This window comes from Paraburkholderia suaedae (genome assembly GCF_040812055.1).
Taxonomy (GTDB): domain Bacteria; phylum Pseudomonadota; class Gammaproteobacteria; order Burkholderiales; family Burkholderiaceae; genus Paraburkholderia.
The window spans coordinates 35,428-53,399 of the sequence record NZ_JBFOAH010000007.1; the positions used below are offsets into that span (position 1 = coordinate 35,428).

The following is a 17,972-nucleotide window of genomic DNA, read 5'->3' on the forward strand; positions in this document are numbered from 1 at the left end:
GGGCAGGAGACCGAATCAAGGCCAAGCGTGCACTGGCTTTCGTTTCGAGCCGTAGTTCAGCGCGGCCATCACTGCGATATTAACGGCGAGGCAAAAAAGCCCCAGATTGAAGCCGTACAGATCGACATGAAGGATGTAAAGGATGATCGCAAGGATCTGGCCGGTCAGAATACCCGTTGCCACAGCGGCCGGTTTGACCCGAAGCGAAAACAGAATGATCATCACGCCCGGGAAAAACTGGGTCACACCGTAATACGCGGTATTGATCAGCGTGAGCATCAGATTCGGCGTGAGCAGTGTCATCACGATCGAGATCAGCAGGTAGACGACGATCACCACTTTGGCGCTGGCTTTCTGCCGGTTCTCGGGCATGTTGGGCAGCAGGTTGCGCGTCACGATCGGACCGATTGCCAGACAGATTCCCGTCAGCACCAGCAAGCCGGACAGCGAAGCGCCCGCCGCGACCAGCCCCAGCAGCCAACCCGGCAGCAGACGAATCGCCGCTGCAAAAAAAGCCTCGTTCGGGGACGCGAGATGCAGGTTCTGGCTGATCGCATAGTAAGAAGCGATGACCAGAAACGGATACATCAGCATGTAGAGGGGCATCGCAACCTGCGTGCGCCGGATCGTGTTCGGACTCGTGGCCGTGAAAAAGACCTGCACGGCAAACGGCATCACATAGAACCCTAAAGACTGGAACAGCATGGTGCTCATCGAAAACGTCAATTGACTCGCATTCATGCGGTTACTGACGTGAAGGCTCGCCGCGTGAAAAACCTCAGTGACACCGGATTCCCACGCTACTGCAAGCCCGGTAATCACGATCGCGAGAACCATCAGCACATCTTTCAGGATGGCAATGTAGGCTGAGGCGCGCACACCGGAGATGGCGATGTAGGTGAAAGCAAGAGCAGCCGAGATCAGGATCAGATAGAGCGGCTGGAAATTCCAGCCCAGGCCCTTGAACGCGGCAACCAGTCCCGTGAATTGCAGTTGTCCCCAAGGCAGCAGGAACAGAATTGCCGAGGCTGCGACAATGATTTCGAGCGCGCGGCTACTGTAATGGCCTTTGAACAGGTCCGGCAGCGTAATGGCGTTATACCGTTTCCCCGCCTGCCAGATTTTTGGACCAATGAAATACCCAACCGGATACGCAAGCAGAATGTATCCGAGGAACCACACGCCATAGGTTGGCCCCTTGGCGTAGATGCCGCCCGGAAAACCGACCATCGTGCCGATACTGTAGATTTCACCCGCGGCCAGGAAAAATACGAGGTACGCGCCAAACTGCCGCGACGCCACGAAGAAATCGTGGACACTTTGGGCGCCATGCCCCTTTTTTGACCGAATCGCCAGATACAGCGAAAAAAGAATGAGAAGGACAAATACGACGGTGGACATCCTGGCTCTCCTGCTTAGATGTTTTGCGGATGATCGTCGCTGGCATGGCGGTCGAACAGGCGCCAGCACAGCTGCAGGCAGACCGAGGTCAGCACGAACCACGCAAAGATCCACGCATAGATGAATGGCACGCCGAGAACGAATCTGTCGACTGAAGCCACCCACGGCAGCAGGCCAATCACAGCAATATAGGGAATGCCAATCCCAATGAAGAGCTTGAGCATCGTGTCTCCGTCAGTTCCCGGTGAGTTTTGAATTCGTTGCTGCCGACGCCGTCTGCGCGTCGATGCAGTGCCCGGGACTGCGTCGGACGCCGCAAAGCCGCGCGCATCGGCTCCGGTAGCTGGGGATTGCAGTATGGATGGCCCCAAAAGCGCCTGTGTAGTACCAGCCGGAAAGAATCGCCTGGTCCACATGCCAGCGCCGGCGGTTCTCAGGCGGCGCATGCGCGCGGGAACACACCGAGGGACTCGCCCGGTTCGACGGACTGCGACGTAGAGGACCAACGTGCGATGCCGCTTCAGGTCACCAGGACAATCCGCGCGGCGCAGGGAGGCAAACAGCGCAGGAAGGCGTTCGAGCGCACGCAAGGGTAAACGGCTAACTAACCATTCCCGGCAAAAGCGAGGACACCGGCGGAAAACGTCGCCCGACCGTTGCCAATGCGTATTCGGCAATTGCCGCAGGTCCGCCGCGCGGCGCGTGCTGCACTGCGGCGGCACATCGCCTCGCGATCGAGCTACGTCAGGGTTCCGCGTGCGCCCCTTCGGCGTCCAGCAATTGCGGTTGGACTCACTCGGCGCGACCTAGCTCACTGTGCTTGTGAGAATGCGTTGCACCATGAACAAGTTCATAGTGCGCTCCTGAACACGTTGGCAGTCCCTGTGCCGCAGCAATTGGTGGACCGGTCCACTCGGGGGCGGTGAGGTTGCCAACGGGCGTCCCATCGCAGCGTTACTGTCCGGCCCAGGTTTGCTGGTTACCGGTCGCTATCGCTCGCCGCATTGGGCCAGGCAAGCCATTCCGTCAATGGCGTCGCGGCAGGGCGATGCAATTTCTGCCGGCTATCGTGCTGTGCGGGCTTGGGGTCTCTTCGGAGCACGAACTGTACTTCCCGAGCGTGGTCTATGTCTTATAGCGGAGCGCTTGCACAACCGACGCAAAATGCAGTGCCGCCATGGCATCCCAGGCGTCGCGAACCGGGTCTGGCGCCTCCGTTCGAGGGCGATTCATGAAAGGGAGAACAGCATGATCAGGCTTCTCTGCATGTTGGCGTTTGCGATCGGCCTGGCGGGATGCGTCACTGTGCCGCCGCCCAACTATGGGTATGGGGAAATGCCTGGCTATTACGCGCCGAGCACGAGTATTGGCATCGGTGTCGGCGGGGGCAGCTTCGGCGGGCATGGTTTCGGCGGCGCCGGAGTGGGTCTTGGCGTCGGTTTCTAGCCGTCGACGAGCACAAACCTGTCTCCCACGCCCCGCGCACCACCGCGGATTTCCACGGCGCGCTTATGCCGACCGATGCCGGGCTTTGGCGAGCCCCCGGATGCGGCGTGCCGATTCCGATTCACCTACCGGGCTTCTGCGCAGGCCTGGCGCGACTGCCTTATCTGGCTCGCCACCCTTCCCGGCTGACTCAAAAGGCGCGAAAATTGCTGGGCCGGTAAGATGTACGGGCATTCACGGGGTATGGCAGCTCCCAAGCCACACGACAGCCGAGACGCCATGAACACCGACATCGACCCCTCACACGCGACAGCGCAACCGGCCAGCCCATGGCTGGAAAAACTCGGGCCGGGACTGGTGACGGGTGCCGCCGACGACGACCCGAGCGGCATTGCAACCTACTCGCAGGCGGGGGCGGCGTTCGGTTACAACCTGCTGTGGACGCTGCTGCTCACCTATCCGCTGATGGTCGCGATTCAAATGATCAGTGCCAGGATCGGCCGGGTCAGTGGTCATGGCCTCGCGACTAACCTTCGACGCCACTATCCCCTTCCGCTGCTCTACGGTGCCGTTACGCTGCTGCTGGTCGCCAATACGATCAACATCGCGGCGGACCTGACGGCCATGGGCGCGGCGGTGAACCTGCTGGTCGGCGGGCCAACGCGGCTTTACACGGTCGTGCTAGCCGCCACGTCGCTCGTGCTGCAGGTTTTCGTGCCCTACAGGCGCTATGTTCGCGTGCTCAAGTGGCTGACGCTCGCGCTGCTCGCCTATGTCGGCGTCGTGTTCGCCGTCGACATTCCGTGGCCGACGGTGACGCTGCGAACCGTACTGCCGCACATTTCGTGGACCGGCAGCTATGCGACGACCATCGTTGCCGTTTTCGGCACGACCATCAGCCCCTATCTGTTTTTCTGGCAGGCGTCCCAGGAAGTCGAAGAGATGCACGCCGTGCCCGGCGCACTCGCATTGAAACAGGCGCCGTCGCAGGGCAAGCGTCAACTGAACCGGATCGGTACCGATACGTGGACCGGCATGGCGTTTTCGAACCTCATCGCATTCTTCATCATGCTGACCACAGCCGCGACCCTCAACGCCCACGGCATGACCGACATCCAGACGTCCTCGCAGGCGGCCGCCGCCCTCAAGCCGATCGCTGGACGGTTCGCGTTTCTGCTGTTCAGCGTCGGCATCGTCGGCACGGGACTGCTCGCCTTGCCAGTGCTTGCCGGTTCGGCGGCCTACGCAATGGCGGGTGCATTCAAATGGAAAAACAGCCTGGAGCTGGAGCCCGGGCTCGCCAAACGGTTTTACGCCGTCATCATCGCCGCGACGGTCGTCGGGCTTGCGCTCGGCCTCACGTCGATAGATCCGATCAAGGCGCTGTACTGGAGCGCCGTCATCAACGGCGTCACCTCGGTTCCGATCATGGTGCTGATGATGAAAATGGCCTCGCATCCGCGCATCATGGGTGAGTTCTGCATACCGAGCGGCCTGCGCATCGGCGGCTGGGCGGCGACCGGTGTCATGGCCGTGGCAGTGTGCGCGATGTTCGCCATCGCCGCGATCACCTAGCGCCCGGCGACACTGCCGGGGTCTGCCTCGGTGCGCCTCGCTCGGGTGCGCGAAGAGCTCTGCAGCCGTTCCCGGTTGATGTTCTGGTCACCGGGCCTCGCGCGAGCAGCGTGTTGTATGCGTTTTCGTCTGTTGAGCGCGAAAGTGACGAATGCTGCGAGTGCATCGCCGAGCGCTTGTCGCCCAATGCCAGTGTCGCGCCGCTGTGCTCGTCCCGCCGCCCTGGCATAGTTATCGCATCAGGTTCGCCAGCAGCAGGAGAAAAACATGACTGCGATTGCGACACTGTTCGGTGAGGGAAAGGACCTGAGCGTGCTGCAGATGGCCATGCGCGCGCTCGTCATTTTCGCGACTGCGCTGGTGCTGGTCCGCGTTGCGGGACGACGGTCCTTCGGCCAACGCTCGGCATTCGACTATGTCGTGGCCATCCTGCTCGGCGCAACGCTGAGCCGGGCGATTGTCGGTGCGTCGCCGTTCCTCGCGACGCTCGCGGCGTCGACCGTCATCGCGGTGCTGCACAGACTGCTGGCCTGGCTATGCGTGTACAGCCGGGCAGTTGAACGAGTCATAGTCGGCGTTGAAAGAGAGGTCTTCAGAAACGGACAGTTCGACAAGGCGGAGATGGGGAAGGCGCTCGTGACCGCCACGGATATCCAGGAAAGCGTTCGTCAAACACTCGGGCAGCGCGGGATGTCAAACGTCGAGGCAGCCGTCCTCGAACGAAATGGCGCGATCAGTGTGATCAGGAAGGAAAAGAGCGGCTCGTAGTGCCGCGTCTTGCTGGAGGGAGTGAAGCCGGCGGACGCTATGATCCGCAACTGACCGGCGCGGACTGTATCGCTACGCGCCTGACCGTTTCAATCGCGGTCTCCAACGCGGCCATCTCGGCGTGCAGCGCGAGCACCTCGCCACTGCCTGTCGCCTCGGCCAGCGAAAGCTGCTCGCGTATGAGCAGCAGCTTCTCCTCGAGGCGTTGAACAGCAGCCCATAGTGCGTCCTCGGTGCCGGTACGCTGCTGCGATTTCAGCCACAGCGCAGAAAACGCGTGGCCCGTATGGCAGCGAGATCTGAGTGGTGACCCTTCACCGATGCGCCAGATCACGCCTCCGCACTCCGGGCAGGTCATGCTCGTTCGGTGACCCAGCCGCTCGAAGTTCGGCGACGATTGTTTTCAGGGCGTCAAGGCCACCCTGCGACGCAGCGACGACGGCGATGTCCAGCGCATTGACACCCTTTTCCATTCGCCCTCCGCGTGAACCATTTGTCCTCCGCCTGAAAACTGCAGCAAACCCCGAGCCCGAGTTGGCAGGCGCATAGCTCGAAGCAGACGGAACTTTCCGGAAGCGGAGCCACGTCCGGGCGAAGAGCGAGCAAGGCGCTACAACGACCAAACGGGGCGCACGCAACCCGGCTTATGAACTCAGTTCGGATGTTCTCGATGGACGTACGGTTCTGAATCGTAGGGCTCACCCTTGCCCGCCATTACCGCGTGCGCAATGCCGTTCGCCACAAAAAACGACCCGCTATAAGCGGGCCGCACGCCACAAGGCGCATTAACCGGTGCGCGGGAGCCACCGACGCACCGTTCCCCTTACGCTGACTCTATTCGATCGAGTTGGCCGGGATTTGCAATACCAGCGATGACGTCGCCATTCGCGATCGCGCTACCGTTTCGCATCGTCGCGGCTTTGCGCCGATCGCGACAAGTAAGCGGTCACGACCTCGGGAAGGTGCTCGAGCAGCCATCGCCCCATCTCCACCTCCTGCGGCAGAATCTGCTGGCAGCAGCGCACCGTTTCCTCATCGCCGACAGCCTGCGCGGCGGCAATCAGCGCCGTGTACGATGCCACCTCGGTCTGTTCGAACACATAGCCGCTCATCGCGCCCTTGACGACCTCGTCGGTCATCGTCATGCCTCCGACGGCCTGCCCGAACGCCGCAATGCGGCCAGTCAGATCCTTCATCGCAGAAGGGCTACTGCCGAGGCGGTCCAGGCAGCCTTCCAGCAGGGATTGCTGTTGCAGCGTTTCCTGTAGATGCTGGTCGATGCGTTGACGTAGTACCGGGTAATTCTCGAGACGGGAAGACTGCGCCTTGAGCATGCTTTCGGCCTGTTTTTCCATCGCATACGCATCGCGCAGCCAGTCCACGAGATGTTCGTTCGGGTTTGCCATGTCTTACCTCTCACAACCGCAATCGCGTGCGGCGGACGCGCTCTGGGTCGGGCACCAGTGCCTCGAGGCTGCACGCAACGGCCATTCCCGATTCGCACCTCGGCGTGGACTGTGGTGGGCGCGTTCCGCGCATCAGAGCCACGTTCGTCGGGAGACACCACCGGGAGAACTTATCCGCTGCTGTACGGATTTGCTGCGCGATGGTGCGCGATCGCACACACCCTGCGTTGGAATCGGGCATTCTCGACTTTTCACCGCAATGGCTTGCAGCCAAGTGTCGTCCTCGATCACGGCAGCAACGGCAAGTTAGCACTGCTATCTCCGGTCATAGATCACCTCCGGTTGCGCTCACGGTTACCGGCGAATTGGCGGGCTCCGCAATCCACGCGCCCAACCCCAGGGGAGACAATGAACGACGCGAGCGCGGCATACGAAATCGTCACGGACGAAGCGGGTTTTCGCGCGCTCCAGTCGGAATGGGATGCGCTGTGGGTGCGTTCGCGCGGTTGGTATTACCAGTCGTTCGGTCACTGCTGGCTCGCCTGGAATCAGATCGCGAAACCCCTTGGCAGAAAGCTGCGCATCATCGTACGCCGCGAGGCCGGCGCCGCGGTGCTGATCTTTCCACTCATCACTTTCAGACGAGCGCTCTGGACCTATCTCATGCCGTTGTCCTCGCAATCCGCGGATTTGACGAGCATTCTGGTCGACGACAACGCGCGAACCGCAGCGCTTGTCGAGGGCGCCTGGGACGCGGCACGCAAGCGCTGCCGCGCCGATTTCATTCAGATGCCCTACGTTCCGGACTCGACCGACCTGTACAGGCTCGTCCTGAAAGAACGTCACTTTGCGGTGCGGGAACATACGCCCCGCTATGTCGCCAGAATCAGCGAGCAGTCACAAAGTTATGACTGGAATCGCTTTTGCGACTCGCTGGGCAGCTTTCATCGTAAGAAGCCTGGCAAGGTCGAACGGCGCCTCGCGACTGCCGGAAAAGTCGGTATCGATGTCCTCCACTGGAGCGACAAAAGTCGAATCGCCACGGCGGTCGACGCCATGCTCGTGTGGAAGCGCGACTGGGCCGTGCGGGCGGGCAAACGTGGACCGTGGCTCGATTCCCCGTATTACCGCAATTTTCTCGTTGCGTGGTTGAGCTCGGAAGATACCGCGGTCAGGAGCCGCGCCAGCGTGATCACCGTCGATGAAGCGGCCGTCGCCGTCGTGCTAGTGTGCGCCGACGCTCGCGCGGTGACAGGAATCATGTCGAGTTTCAACCCCGCATTCGGAAAGTGGTCGCTGGGCTTGCTGAACGTCGAGCTCGCCGCCAAATGGGCCTTCGATCTTCAACTGGATTTCGAATGCGGACCAGGCTCCGAGGAATACAAGTCCTACTGGTCGCGCGGCAACCACGGCTATTGCTCGACGACGGTCAGTATCAATTCGTCCTGGGGTCTTGCGGCATTCTACGTACGCCGCTTGTTGCGCAATCTCGCGAAGCGTGCCAGCACGCCAGCCGAAGACGCCGACTCGCCGCGGCCCGATACCGCCGGAGAACCGGAGAACAGTCCGGGCGTATAGCGCCGCCACGAAAATGCACCGGGGCGGTTCGATCGCCCTTTAGCAAGTCTAAGCCTGCCGACTCGAAAGCGCGCCGTTCGCATTGACCGCCCGATATGTGAGCGCAATTCCCAGGATAGTCAATATTGCCGCCGACAGCGAAAAGGCCTGCACGCATTCCTGAACCGGCAGCCCAGCCACCCTGGTCAGAAACATCGTCGCGCAAAGCCCCAGGCAAGACGTGAACTGAAAAAGGAAATGCGTGCGCTGCGCTCTGGCAGCAAGAAAGATCTGTGCAAGCGGCAGGAAGATGATCTGCAGGGTGAACCATGGTAAGAGACGGAAGAAAAGTTCGATCGTCTCATGCCAACTCGGACCAAAGGTCAGTCTCACGAGTGGTGCAAACAGCAGAGCGCCACCCAACGCGTAAAGCGCGCCAAGCGCCGTGAGTGTGCGCGCATAGGTGGCATAGACGCGGCGCAACTCCATGCCCCGGCCATCTTCCGATATCGCCGCAAGCGCGTCCCGTCTGAAAACGGCTCCCAGGCTTTGACCGATCAATGACACTGGGAAGAAGCCCAGACGATAGGCCACCGCGAAATAACCGGCACTTTCCACGCCGTACCATCTGGGAATGACGACGGCCAGCGCAGAGCTGACGAGCGATTCGCACACTGTCGACGGAAGGATGTAGATGGCGAAGCGCCGGTTGTCGACGAAGAAGCGCCTCGAAATGTGAAAGGAAAAACCCTGTTTTTTCGCGCCTGTGACAATGCTGATCACCATGACCAGAACGACGCCCGCGCTTATCCACGAGTACCAGACGAAGGGGTCCGAGCCGTCGGGCTGCGCGCGAAAATGATCGAAAACCAGCCACCCGACAAATAGCACGTTGATCGCGGTTCGGGGAATCGCAACTTTTGCGTAGCTGCGTAAGCTGTTGTAGTACAGCGACGCCGCTATCTGAATGAACGACGCCAGCGAGAACAGCGCAATGATGTAGTACTCGCGATCGCCGAGCAGATAGATGACCGGCAGCGCGGCCAGAACGACCGCGACCGCCATCAGGCTCGAGTGAATGAACGCACTGAAGGACGCCGAGGGCTGGTCGTCGGCGCAGGCGAGTTCAAAGCGAAAAGCAAGTACGGAACTGGTAAATGAGCCTATCGCGAGCCAATAGTTGAATCGCCCGAGTGTGCCCTGGCCGTGCCAATGGCCGAGCAGATACACGCAAACAAACATCGCAAGCTGTGCAATCACGACTCCGCACAGCGACACGACGGAATCTCTTGGGTTGATACCGGTTGCGGACTTTTGGCGAAGCATTCGAAATGGCCTTTAAAATCTGCACCATCTAGGTACATAGACACCGATCCAGTCTTTCAAAACGTGGGCGTCGACACATTCCGGTCTGTTTGCGCACGAATATGAGACGACAGCACCCTCACTCAGCACGCGTGCCGAACACGTTCTTTACCTGTTGTAGATATTGAAAGCCCCACTTTTCTGTCGGCTCGATGTACGAACCTTCGCCGAATTCGTTCCAGCAACAGATGACCACCGTGCGGAGCGTTTCGCCCGGAAATCTGTTCAGCACCGACCTGGCATTCTCCAGATGTTCCTTGAACTCCCGTGGTGTGCTGTACGACTGGTCGTGCATCTTGTCGGGGCTACCACCCCACGGACGTTTGTCCCAGCCAGACGTGACGGGCACGAAATAAGGTAGCCGCGAATGTGCGAGAATCCAGCTCCAACTCTGACGGTAGCCGTCGGTCAGCTCACGATAGGAATGCGAGAGGGGAATGTCCTCTGAATAGGTACCCGAGAGACCCATGTGATAGTTGTACGCACTCACGGCGTCGTAGCCGGACGATGGCAGGTCCCGCTGAACGGGTCCAGCGACTGCCTGGCTCGTCCCGACGAAATAGATTCCCGGCAGACCGGCCTTGATCGCTTTCCGGCGTGCCCGTCGCAGCAGCTGCCCGACGTCGGTGCCGAATGAAGCCGCCTTGCGCTCGAGCCCGTCGGGTGAAAACACGAAAACGACAGGCACGTCGTTGACGCGATAGTACGACTTCTGCGAAAAGTAATGACCGATCCAATAGTCAACGATTGCATCGAACTGCGCTAGCGAAGACGGCGTATCGGTATGATTCGCCCAAAGTATCGAAAATTTGACGGCGGACCGGGCCGGTGATTGCAAATAGGCGTCTATCGCGTGCGTAAGAACCGGACCCCCTGCGTTGATCCAGTACCAATCGTAAATCACAAAGTCGATACCGTACTTGCGCATCCATTCGAGCTGACGTGTCGCTATGTCGATCCTCCCTTCGTCGTACCAGCCCAGAATCGGCTTGCGACCACCGTACTCGCGTATTGCGTCCCACGGCGGCCCCTGGATCAGCGGAGGGACAAACTTCCAACCAGGATAGTAGTAGACGCCGACGCTGTAATTCCTGGTTTGCGCGCCGCCGACGGATATGGCGACCGCCAACAGCAAAGCCCCGAACGCCCGGATGAGGGTACGCGCGATCTTCATCCTGTCCTCGCCACGTGCTCTGTTTCTTCAATCTGGAGCCGACTCCCGGCCGTGTCGGCCGAGGACGCGTCGCCTCTGGCGTAGGCGGCTACGTCCACTGCATCCAAAAACAGAAAGACGAAGAACATCACCGGCAGATACTTGTAGAAGCCGTTCACAAAAGCAGCAGAGACAATGAAAATCCCGAGCATCGGATGCAGTCTCGATGACGACGCGACGTGCACGGATCTTGTTATCGAAAACAGGTGGGGGACCACATACGCGATGAGAACCGGCATACCGTATGAGTAAAACACGCTCAAGAAGTCGTTGTGGAACCAGATGTAAAGACCGATTTCGCGCGCGTTGAAATCGAAAGAACTCGAAAAATTGCGACCGAAGAAGAAGTCCAGCGCGTCGAACGACGAAACCGCCGACCACCAGCTGCTCCAGATGATGACGCGGCTCAAGCGGTCGAAGTTGTCGTGCATCGTCTCGAAGAAAGACACATACTGATACAGGAAGGTCCCGAAGAGGGCGTTCAGAATCTCCGTCATATAGACAAAAAACAGCGCTGCGAGCATAACCATGCCCGCGCTGACCAGCATCTCGCGCACCCGGAGCCGAATGTTCGCGACCAGGTAGGCTGCGCCCATCACAATCACCGGGGTTCGCGACCCTGTGTAAAGCGTAAACGCGAGAAACACGGCCGCGAGCATCAAGTGCCGTTTCTTCCGGCTGTATGTTGCAACGTAGGTCCACCAGAGGCTGCCGAAGGCGAGCATATAAGACGCTACGTGGGGGAGCCGATATAAGCCTTGGTTGTATATTCTGAGAAACTCGACGTCGTTCGATCCCGAAGTGAACACATCGGCGCCATCACCCGAATCGCTGCCGTTGATGCCTATCAGCGCAGGCAGGAACAGCAGCGCGAAGACATAGGTCGCATGACTGATCGCAGACGGACTGACGCGCGCATTGCGCGCATAAAAGAAAGCGGAAAAAAACTGTGCAAGGAACAGGATGTCGGATACGTCCTCGATCGACGTCCTGAACCGCGCAAAGTTGACCAATGCCGATGCCATCAAAAGCAGGATGCATACGATAAACCACAGCCGGTCCGTCTGGTCGCGGGTAAAACGAAACATCAGCAGTATCGAGACGGGGATGGACGCGACGTACACTGGAACCGCGGAAAAATAATTGACCGCGTTGTCCAGCGCAAACGCACCCACGATGAAGTAGATCGGGAGGTCATCAGGTTGGGAGCGCATTTCGAGCGACCTCCCGCGCAACGTTGCCGGCTACCACTGCACCCTGGGCCACATTACGCGTAACCAGCGCTCGCGCACCTGCGCCGAATTGGACGGGCTGCCCGACGGTAGGCGGATCGCTCTCGCCGTCTCCAAACGCTTCATTGAATGAGCGTTGGTTACGGACGCACCGTTCATGGAATCGATCGCCCATAGTCAGCTTCCCGACCGGTAGGCGACGTGTCTTGCGATCTTTCTCGCGAGCTTTTGCGGATAACACAGCGACGAGAGTCCAGCCCACGCATATTTCGACACTATCGAGCGTGAGTCCAGGTAGTTCCGGTAGCACTTGATGAACCAGTAATAGCTGCGCATCTTCCAGCGCGGGGTGCGCCCGCCAAAGATGCTGTCGCGAAGCTGGTAGGTGCGCAAGACCGTCGAGTAGCGAAGCCGGGCGGATGCGCTCGTGTCATGGATCCGGTATCGGATGAGCGGCTCGGTGAAATTGCCAAATCGCGCTCCACGCTTCAGGAATCTGGCGAAGATGTCGTAGTCTTCGGCAGGCACGTTTTCCTGAATGTACGGCTCGCTCCTGAAGAACCGGGCGCGGCCCATGACCGTAGCATGAAGAACGCCGTTTTCACCCTTGATGATCGTCTTCTCGATGTCCGAGTGATCCGACGGAAAATTGGTCGAACCGATCGACGCACCCGTGGAGCTGTGGAAAATGAGCGCGTTACCTCCAACCACATCGAGATCGTGCCGCGTGATGTAGTCGTACTGGCGCTCAATGCGTGTAGGTAGAAGAATGTCGTCAGGGTCCATCCTCATGATATATGCTGCGGCGCTAACTGCTATGCCGGCATTCAACGCATTCGCGAAGCCGACGTTTTCCGGCAGTGCGACGATCTTCATATTCTTCACGGTTTGCGACGCGCGGCGGGCGATGACCAGCGAGTCGTCGGTGGAACCGTCATCGACGAAGATGATCTCGCGCGGTAACGCCGTCGAGTCGAGGATTGAACGGAAAAATTCTTCGAGGTAGCGACCGTTGTTGAAATTGGCCACGACCATGCTCACATCCAGCACGGCTTTCGCATCCATACACGACTCCTGAACCGCATTCACGGGGGATTGCCTATACGTTCTTTCGATCCGCCATCTTCACTGCGTTGCGCAGCCGAATTCTTCTGATCCGCATGTGCAGCCAGTTGCATTGCGGAGCGGCCGCATTGATGTCTTTTGCCATCGTGCGCGAGCTGATGAAATACGGAATCGCCTTTTCCACGCCGGAAACGGACGGCCAAAGAAACTCCCTGAGCTTTCCTATCCCCACCGTACGACCATGTTGCGCCAGAATTTCGCTCGCTATGCTGACGTGGGCATCCCGCTGACGCTCGATTCGTGCGAAGCTGACCTGCCCGCTGTGAATCCTGTAGCGCAGTAGCGGCAGAGGAATGTTGGCGAACCTGCCAAATTGCGCCAGCTCGGTCCATAGCCTGTAGTCTTCGACATATTCCGCGTCAGCGCGGTATTCAAGACCTTCCTGCTTGATGACTTGCGCGCGCATCATCACCGTTGGATGTGCAAAGCAGCTCTCTATCATCAGCAGCGCCTTGCAATCCTCGTCGGTACGCGGGGTGGATACGTACTGAGCCGCGTTGCCGAACTTGACGAAGTCGGTTCCGCAGGCTATCAGCCGCGGTTCGGCCTCCATTTTTTCCGCTTGCATGCCGAGCCGCAACGGATGCGCAATGTCGTCTGCGTCCATTCTCGCGAGGTACTTGCCACTTGCGTGGTTGATCGCGTGGTTCAATGCCGCCACTATTCCGCTTTTCTCCTGCCACAGCACCTGAACGCGCCTGTCCAGGAGCCTCAGCCAGGTCGCGATCGCGTTGGTCTGGTCATCAGATCCATCGTCGACGATCAGCAGTTCAAAGTTCCGGTATTGCTGTTGCAAAATGGAGTTCACCGCTTCCGCAAGAAATTGGGCACCGTTATGCACAGGCATCAACACGGAGATCATCGGATTTTGCATGTCACCTTGCAGATAAGAGTCGGGTCGAACTGGCGAAGTCGGTTTGCTCCGGTGACCGGCCACTCGCCGTGGATGATGCACGATGCCCGCTGAGCTACTTGGACAGCCTGGGAGCTTCGTCGTACCTGTAAGAGGCGTACCGGTAGCTCCCGTAAATCGAGCCAAATCCGTATCGGCCCAGATTCGGATTGACGCCATTGAAAAGAACGCCGCTCGGCATCACACCATTCTGCGACAGCCGCTTGATCGACTCCTTCAACTCACCCGCTTTCGTCACGCCCGCTTTTGCGACAATGAGCACGGTGCCGGCGGCCGGCGCCAATACAGTCGCGTCGGTCACCGTAAGGACGGGTGCCGAATCCATCAGCACAATGTCGTATCCGACCGCTAACTCTTTGATGATGTCGGGTACTCGGTCGTCCATCAACAGCTCAGACGGGTTCTGCCGGATAGAACCCCTGGAAATGAAGTCGAGGTTCGGAGCCACATTTCTCACTGCGGTTTCGGCAGCGGCCGTGCCCGTGAGCAAGTCAGTGAAGCCAACGGCGATGTGCCCGTCGAAGTAGCGGTGCAAACGCCCTTCTCGGATATCACAGTCTATGAGCAGGACTCGCTTGCCCGTTGCAGCGAGAAGCGCTGCGAGATTGGCCGATACAAATGATTTTCCGACTCCTGGCGCCGGCCCGGTTACCAGCACTATCTTGTTCGTTGCTTCGAACAAGGCGAACTTCAAGGCGGTGCGCAAACCGCGCAGACTTTCCACTGCGGGATCATGCGGCGCTTCCAAAGCAAGCATGCTGACGCCCTGATGACGATCGCGCATTCGTCGCACGATGGCAGCCTGGATCTTGCTGAACGGAACCGTCGCATACACGCGTAGACCAGCACTCTGTTCAATCTGCGACGCCGAGCTGAAACCACCGAACAGGATACTGCGTGCGTAAGCAGCGACGGTCGCCGCAATCAGGCCAAATACCACCGACGCGGCAAGCACGAGAGCTTTCTTCGGTTTGACCGGCTCGTCCGGCAATGCAGGCGTGTCGACGAGTCTTACATTGCCCACCTTTCCCGCTTTCACGAGCAACAGCTGTTGGGCGTTGGTCAAGAGCGATGTATAGAGGTCCGTATTGACCTTGACGTCCAGCATGACTCGAGCCAGTTGTTGCTGCAGTTCCGGCAGAACCTTGAGCTTCGCGTTCAATTGATCCGACTGTCTCTGCAATACGCCGATCTGTTGGTCGACTGCCAAAACGTCTTTGGAGTCGGGACCGAAGTGAGCCGACATTTCCTGCTTCTTCTGTTGGAACTGGATCAGTCGCGTCTTGGTGTCCGCCGCTTGCGCGAGAATGATCCTGGCCTCTTCGTTAAGGTCGAAAGTACCGTTCTCGTCGCGCAGTTTCGTCAGGCTATGCTCGGACGTTTGGAGTTGCTGCTTCAGCACGGGCAACTGGGCGTCTAGAAACCTGAGCGACAGAGCCGCATCTTCCGATTTCCGATCGACGTTCTGCTTGACGTATTCCTTGCCTATTTGTGCCATCAGATCGCGCAGGTTCACCGGATCCTTGCCCTGAAGGGTGGCGACGACAACGCCCGACTGTTTGATTTTTTCCTGGATATTCAGCCCTGCCTGAATGTCTCTTATCGTCATGGGTCGCGAGCGGCGCTTCAGCGTGAACGCGGCGCCCGGTTTTCCCGTGACTGATTGAACCCGAAGCGAAATGGTGCCATTCGGGACATGAAACGCTTCGTTATTCCCAATTCTGCCATGCACCGGCGCTTCGAGTCCTGGGCCAGACAGCGCATAGCGCCCATCATCGAGGAGCGTTACCGTGAAGTTCTTGTCTTCGCTTCGAGCCGGTACATCGAATAGCGGAACGTCGATCTCCTCGGTGCCCCAGGTATAACCGCCCCACCCGAACAGACCGGGCTCCGAAAGTCCGGATGCCTGGTGGGCGATCAGGCGGCCAACGACAGGAAACCGCTTGGGCGCAGCAGTGATGTAGGCATGCACCGCGTCGACTGCCCGAGTGACGACGAGGCGTGATCCGAGTATCTGCGCTTCGGCGGCGGCAGTCGACTTGACGTCGAACAGCGCCGACACGTCGGCCAGCAGGCTCTTGCCCGCGGCTGCCTCGGGGCTGTCCTCCACCTGCACCATGATGTCGGCCTCATAGACCGGCGGAGCGAGGAAAGCGTATAAGGCGCCAAGCAAAGCAAAGCTAACGGTGATCAGAAGAATCATCCGGCGTTGTTCGATAATGATGTCGATGAGCCGGACCAGGCCATATTCTTCGGACTCTTGCACACGATCTAACGGCCTGGGGCTCTGGGCATTCATAGTTGGGTACTCGGTCGAGATTTCGTTGAGATCCGTGACATATCGCGCGCCAATGCATGCTTATGGCGAACCATCGATCGTTTGGCTGGCGAAGTCGCTACCCGTGCCAACACCGACATTGACGAGCGTGATCGCTCGTGGCGCTACCGGTGATCAACGATTTCCTTTTCATTGAAGATTGCGTCCACATCGAGATTCGCTGCATGAGACAGCGTGCCCGTCGCAATCAGTGTTCCGCTCGCCGCGGCAGCCGGTTCGAGGACCGCGCTGATCGGCGATGGCACGGTCGACGGCAGCACCGGCGACACTTTTTGCTTCCGCCCGATTTGCACATTGCGTTCGAGCAGAGCTTCGTATTGCGCGAGGACGCTATCCCAGCGAAACGCGCTGTCGAATCGCCGGCCGCTTGCTTCGCGCATTGCTCGCACGGTGGCGGCATCGGCAAACAGCGCCGAGATGTGCAGATCGCAGTCCGATTCAGTCGAGAAAAAGCGGGCTTCGGGCCCGGCTACCCAACGGTTAAACTCATTGTTGTGGGCGATGACGGCGCAACTGGCGCCGAGCGCTTCAACGAGCGATGGATTAGTGCCACCGACCTGATGCCCGTGCAGATAAAAAAGCGCATGGCGTCTGAGCGCATTCACGGCGTTTTGATCGTAGATGGCACCGGGAAACAACACCTCCGGACCGGCGGCGTCGACGACCTCGCGATGGTACGGGTTCTTCAGAGGATCGTATTTGCCCAGCACGACGAGTTTGGCGCCCCGCGGGCGGCGTGAGAAGGCCGTAACAATCTCAAGCACCGAATTCTCAGGTTCCGGGCGTGCGATAACGAGCGCATACGACGCGTTACCGAGGCCCAATTCCTTCGGCAGACCGCCACTACGTTCGTCGATGCGGTCGGCGCCGTACGGAATCATGGTGATTTTGCGGCGATTCACCCGCGTTCCAAGATGAGCAGCGATGGAAGGATGATCGGCGATCAGATGATTGCCAGTCCAGCAACCGATGCGCTCGTTCATATATAGCCACGCGCGCTCATGCCAACGCCATTTCGTACGACGCCATTCCAGCCCGTCCATGTTGATCAGGTTGGTGATACCGCGCCAGCGTAGATAAGTGCAAAAAACGGCGGTGTTGTACCCCAACGTGAGTACCAGCGCACCCTTTCTCTGAGCGGCATTTCGAATCGACTTCCAGTCGAATTCCACCGTTCCGATCGCGCCTTCTCGCTTGACGGGGACGAAGACCCGTCTTATTCCACACCAGTTGTCATCGGCAAGCAGCGTGCCGCCAAGCTGGCCGTGACAATATACAGTCACGGTCCAGCCGCGCTTCGTCAGATAAAGCGCAAGTCGTTCCGCGAACGTCTCGAAACCTCCGTGTTGCGCTGGAATGCCCCGTGTGCCCATGATCAACAGCTGTTTTTCTTGCATGTCGATTGACCTCAACGATCGTGACTCATCCTGCTGCGTTGTTTCGGCTACAGGACCTAAGCCTAGGGCAGCCAACCTGGCGAATTCAGTCACTGTTGTGATTGATTCCGCCAATATGAACCGATCAGTTCACAGGTGCTGTGCGGGCTTCAGGCAATGAATGCGACGCTTCGGGCCTGTGTGTCGGGCCGTGTCGGAATGCACCCAGTATTTGACGTAAACAGACGCACCGGCTC

General features: G+C 59.1%; 16 protein-coding genes. 4 read left to right on the forward strand and 12 right to left on the reverse strand.

Annotation, left to right across the window (positions count from 1 at the left end; translation table 11 throughout):
* Positions 1-15: 15 nt before the first annotated feature.
* Both ABQJ48_RS12380 and ABQJ48_RS12385 read right to left on the reverse strand, forming a co-directional pair.
* Positions 16-1,401, reverse strand: a complete 1,386-nt coding sequence (locus ABQJ48_RS12380; RefSeq protein ID WP_367838306.1) for a sodium:solute symporter family protein — start codon at positions 1,399-1,401, stop codon at positions 16-18.
* 14 nt (positions 1,402-1,415) lie between these two features.
* Positions 1,416-1,625 (reverse strand): DUF3311 domain-containing protein, encoded by a 210-nt coding sequence (locus ABQJ48_RS12385; protein ID WP_367838307.1) that lies wholly within the window; start codon positions 1,623-1,625, stop codon positions 1,416-1,418.
* 1,024 nt (positions 1,626-2,649) lie between these two features.
* Here ABQJ48_RS12385 and ABQJ48_RS12390 point away from each other — a divergent pair.
* The 3 genes from ABQJ48_RS12390 (at position 2,650) to ABQJ48_RS12400 (ending at position 5,190) form a co-directional block, all read left to right on the forward strand.
* Positions 2,650-2,847 (forward strand): hypothetical protein, encoded by a 198-nt coding sequence (locus tag ABQJ48_RS12390; protein WP_367838308.1) that lies wholly within the window; start codon positions 2,650-2,652, stop codon positions 2,845-2,847.
* A gap of 279 nt (positions 2,848-3,126) precedes the next feature.
* Positions 3,127-4,422, forward strand: a complete 1,296-nt coding sequence (locus ABQJ48_RS12395) for an NRAMP family divalent metal transporter (protein WP_367838309.1) — start codon at positions 3,127-3,129, stop codon at positions 4,420-4,422.
* Between the two features lie 267 nt (positions 4,423-4,689).
* Positions 4,690-5,190, forward strand: a complete 501-nt coding sequence (locus ABQJ48_RS12400; protein WP_367838310.1) for a DUF421 domain-containing protein — start codon at positions 4,690-4,692, stop codon at positions 5,188-5,190.
* A 37-nt stretch (positions 5,191-5,227) separates the two neighbouring features.
* Here ABQJ48_RS12400 and ABQJ48_RS12405 read toward each other — a convergent pair whose 3' ends face one another.
* The 3 genes from ABQJ48_RS12405 to ABQJ48_RS12415 form a co-directional block, all read right to left on the reverse strand.
* Complete coding sequence (locus tag ABQJ48_RS12405; RefSeq protein WP_367838311.1) at positions 5,228-5,524, reverse strand: hypothetical protein; 297 nt, start codon at positions 5,522-5,524, stop codon at positions 5,228-5,230.
* Positions 5,505-5,663, reverse strand: a complete 159-nt coding sequence (locus ABQJ48_RS12410; protein WP_367838312.1) for a hypothetical protein — start codon at positions 5,661-5,663, stop codon at positions 5,505-5,507. The genes ABQJ48_RS12405 and ABQJ48_RS12410 overlap by 20 nt, the downstream gene beginning before the upstream one ends.
* Before the next feature lie 423 nt (positions 5,664-6,086).
* On the reverse strand, positions 6,087-6,596 hold the full coding sequence (locus tag ABQJ48_RS12415; RefSeq protein ID WP_367838313.1) for a ferritin-like domain-containing protein: 510 nt from the start codon (positions 6,594-6,596) through the stop codon (positions 6,087-6,089).
* A gap of 408 nt (positions 6,597-7,004) precedes the next feature.
* On the opposite strand from ABQJ48_RS12415, the gene ABQJ48_RS12420 reads away from it, so the two are divergent.
* On the forward strand, positions 7,005-8,174 hold the full coding sequence (locus ABQJ48_RS12420; RefSeq protein WP_367838314.1) for a GNAT family N-acetyltransferase: 1,170 nt from the start codon (positions 7,005-7,007) through the stop codon (positions 8,172-8,174).
* Positions 8,175-8,222: 48 nt separating this feature from the next.
* On the opposite strand, the gene ABQJ48_RS12425 is transcribed toward ABQJ48_RS12420, so the two are convergent.
* The 7 genes from ABQJ48_RS12425 to ABQJ48_RS12455 all read right to left on the reverse strand — a co-directional run bounded on the left by ABQJ48_RS12425 (position 8,223) and on the right by ABQJ48_RS12455 (position 17,829).
* Positions 8,223-9,479 carry an oligosaccharide flippase family protein gene (locus tag ABQJ48_RS12425; RefSeq protein WP_367838315.1) on the reverse strand — a complete coding sequence of 419 codons (1,257 nt, stop codon included), beginning with the start codon at positions 9,477-9,479 and terminating at the stop codon, positions 8,223-8,225.
* A 118-nt stretch (positions 9,480-9,597) separates the two neighbouring features.
* Positions 9,598-10,692, reverse strand: a complete 1,095-nt coding sequence (locus ABQJ48_RS12430) for a glycoside hydrolase family 99-like domain-containing protein (protein WP_367838316.1) — start codon at positions 10,690-10,692, stop codon at positions 9,598-9,600.
* Positions 10,689-11,945, reverse strand: coding sequence for a hypothetical protein (locus ABQJ48_RS12435; protein WP_367838317.1), 1,257 nt, complete (start codon positions 11,943-11,945; stop codon positions 10,689-10,691). The genes ABQJ48_RS12430 and ABQJ48_RS12435 overlap by 4 nt, the downstream gene beginning before the upstream one ends.
* A gap of 195 nt (positions 11,946-12,140) precedes the next feature.
* Positions 12,141-13,028, reverse strand: a complete 888-nt coding sequence (locus ABQJ48_RS12440; RefSeq protein WP_367838318.1) for a glycosyltransferase — start codon at positions 13,026-13,028, stop codon at positions 12,141-12,143.
* Between the two features lie 34 nt (positions 13,029-13,062).
* The gene (locus tag ABQJ48_RS12445) at positions 13,063-13,962 is read right to left on the reverse strand and encodes a glycosyltransferase family 2 protein (RefSeq protein WP_367838319.1); all 900 of its coding nucleotides are present in this window, start codon (positions 13,960-13,962) and stop codon (positions 13,063-13,065) included.
* A 94-nt stretch (positions 13,963-14,056) separates the two neighbouring features.
* Positions 14,057-16,300, reverse strand: coding sequence for a polysaccharide biosynthesis tyrosine autokinase (locus ABQJ48_RS12450; RefSeq protein WP_367838320.1), 2,244 nt, complete (start codon positions 16,298-16,300; stop codon positions 14,057-14,059).
* 143 nt (positions 16,301-16,443) lie between these two features.
* The gene (locus ABQJ48_RS12455) at positions 16,444-17,829 is read right to left on the reverse strand and encodes a DUF1972 domain-containing protein (RefSeq protein ID WP_367838321.1); all 1,386 of its coding nucleotides are present in this window, start codon (positions 17,827-17,829) and stop codon (positions 16,444-16,446) included.
* Between the last annotated feature and the right edge of the window lie 143 nt (positions 17,830-17,972).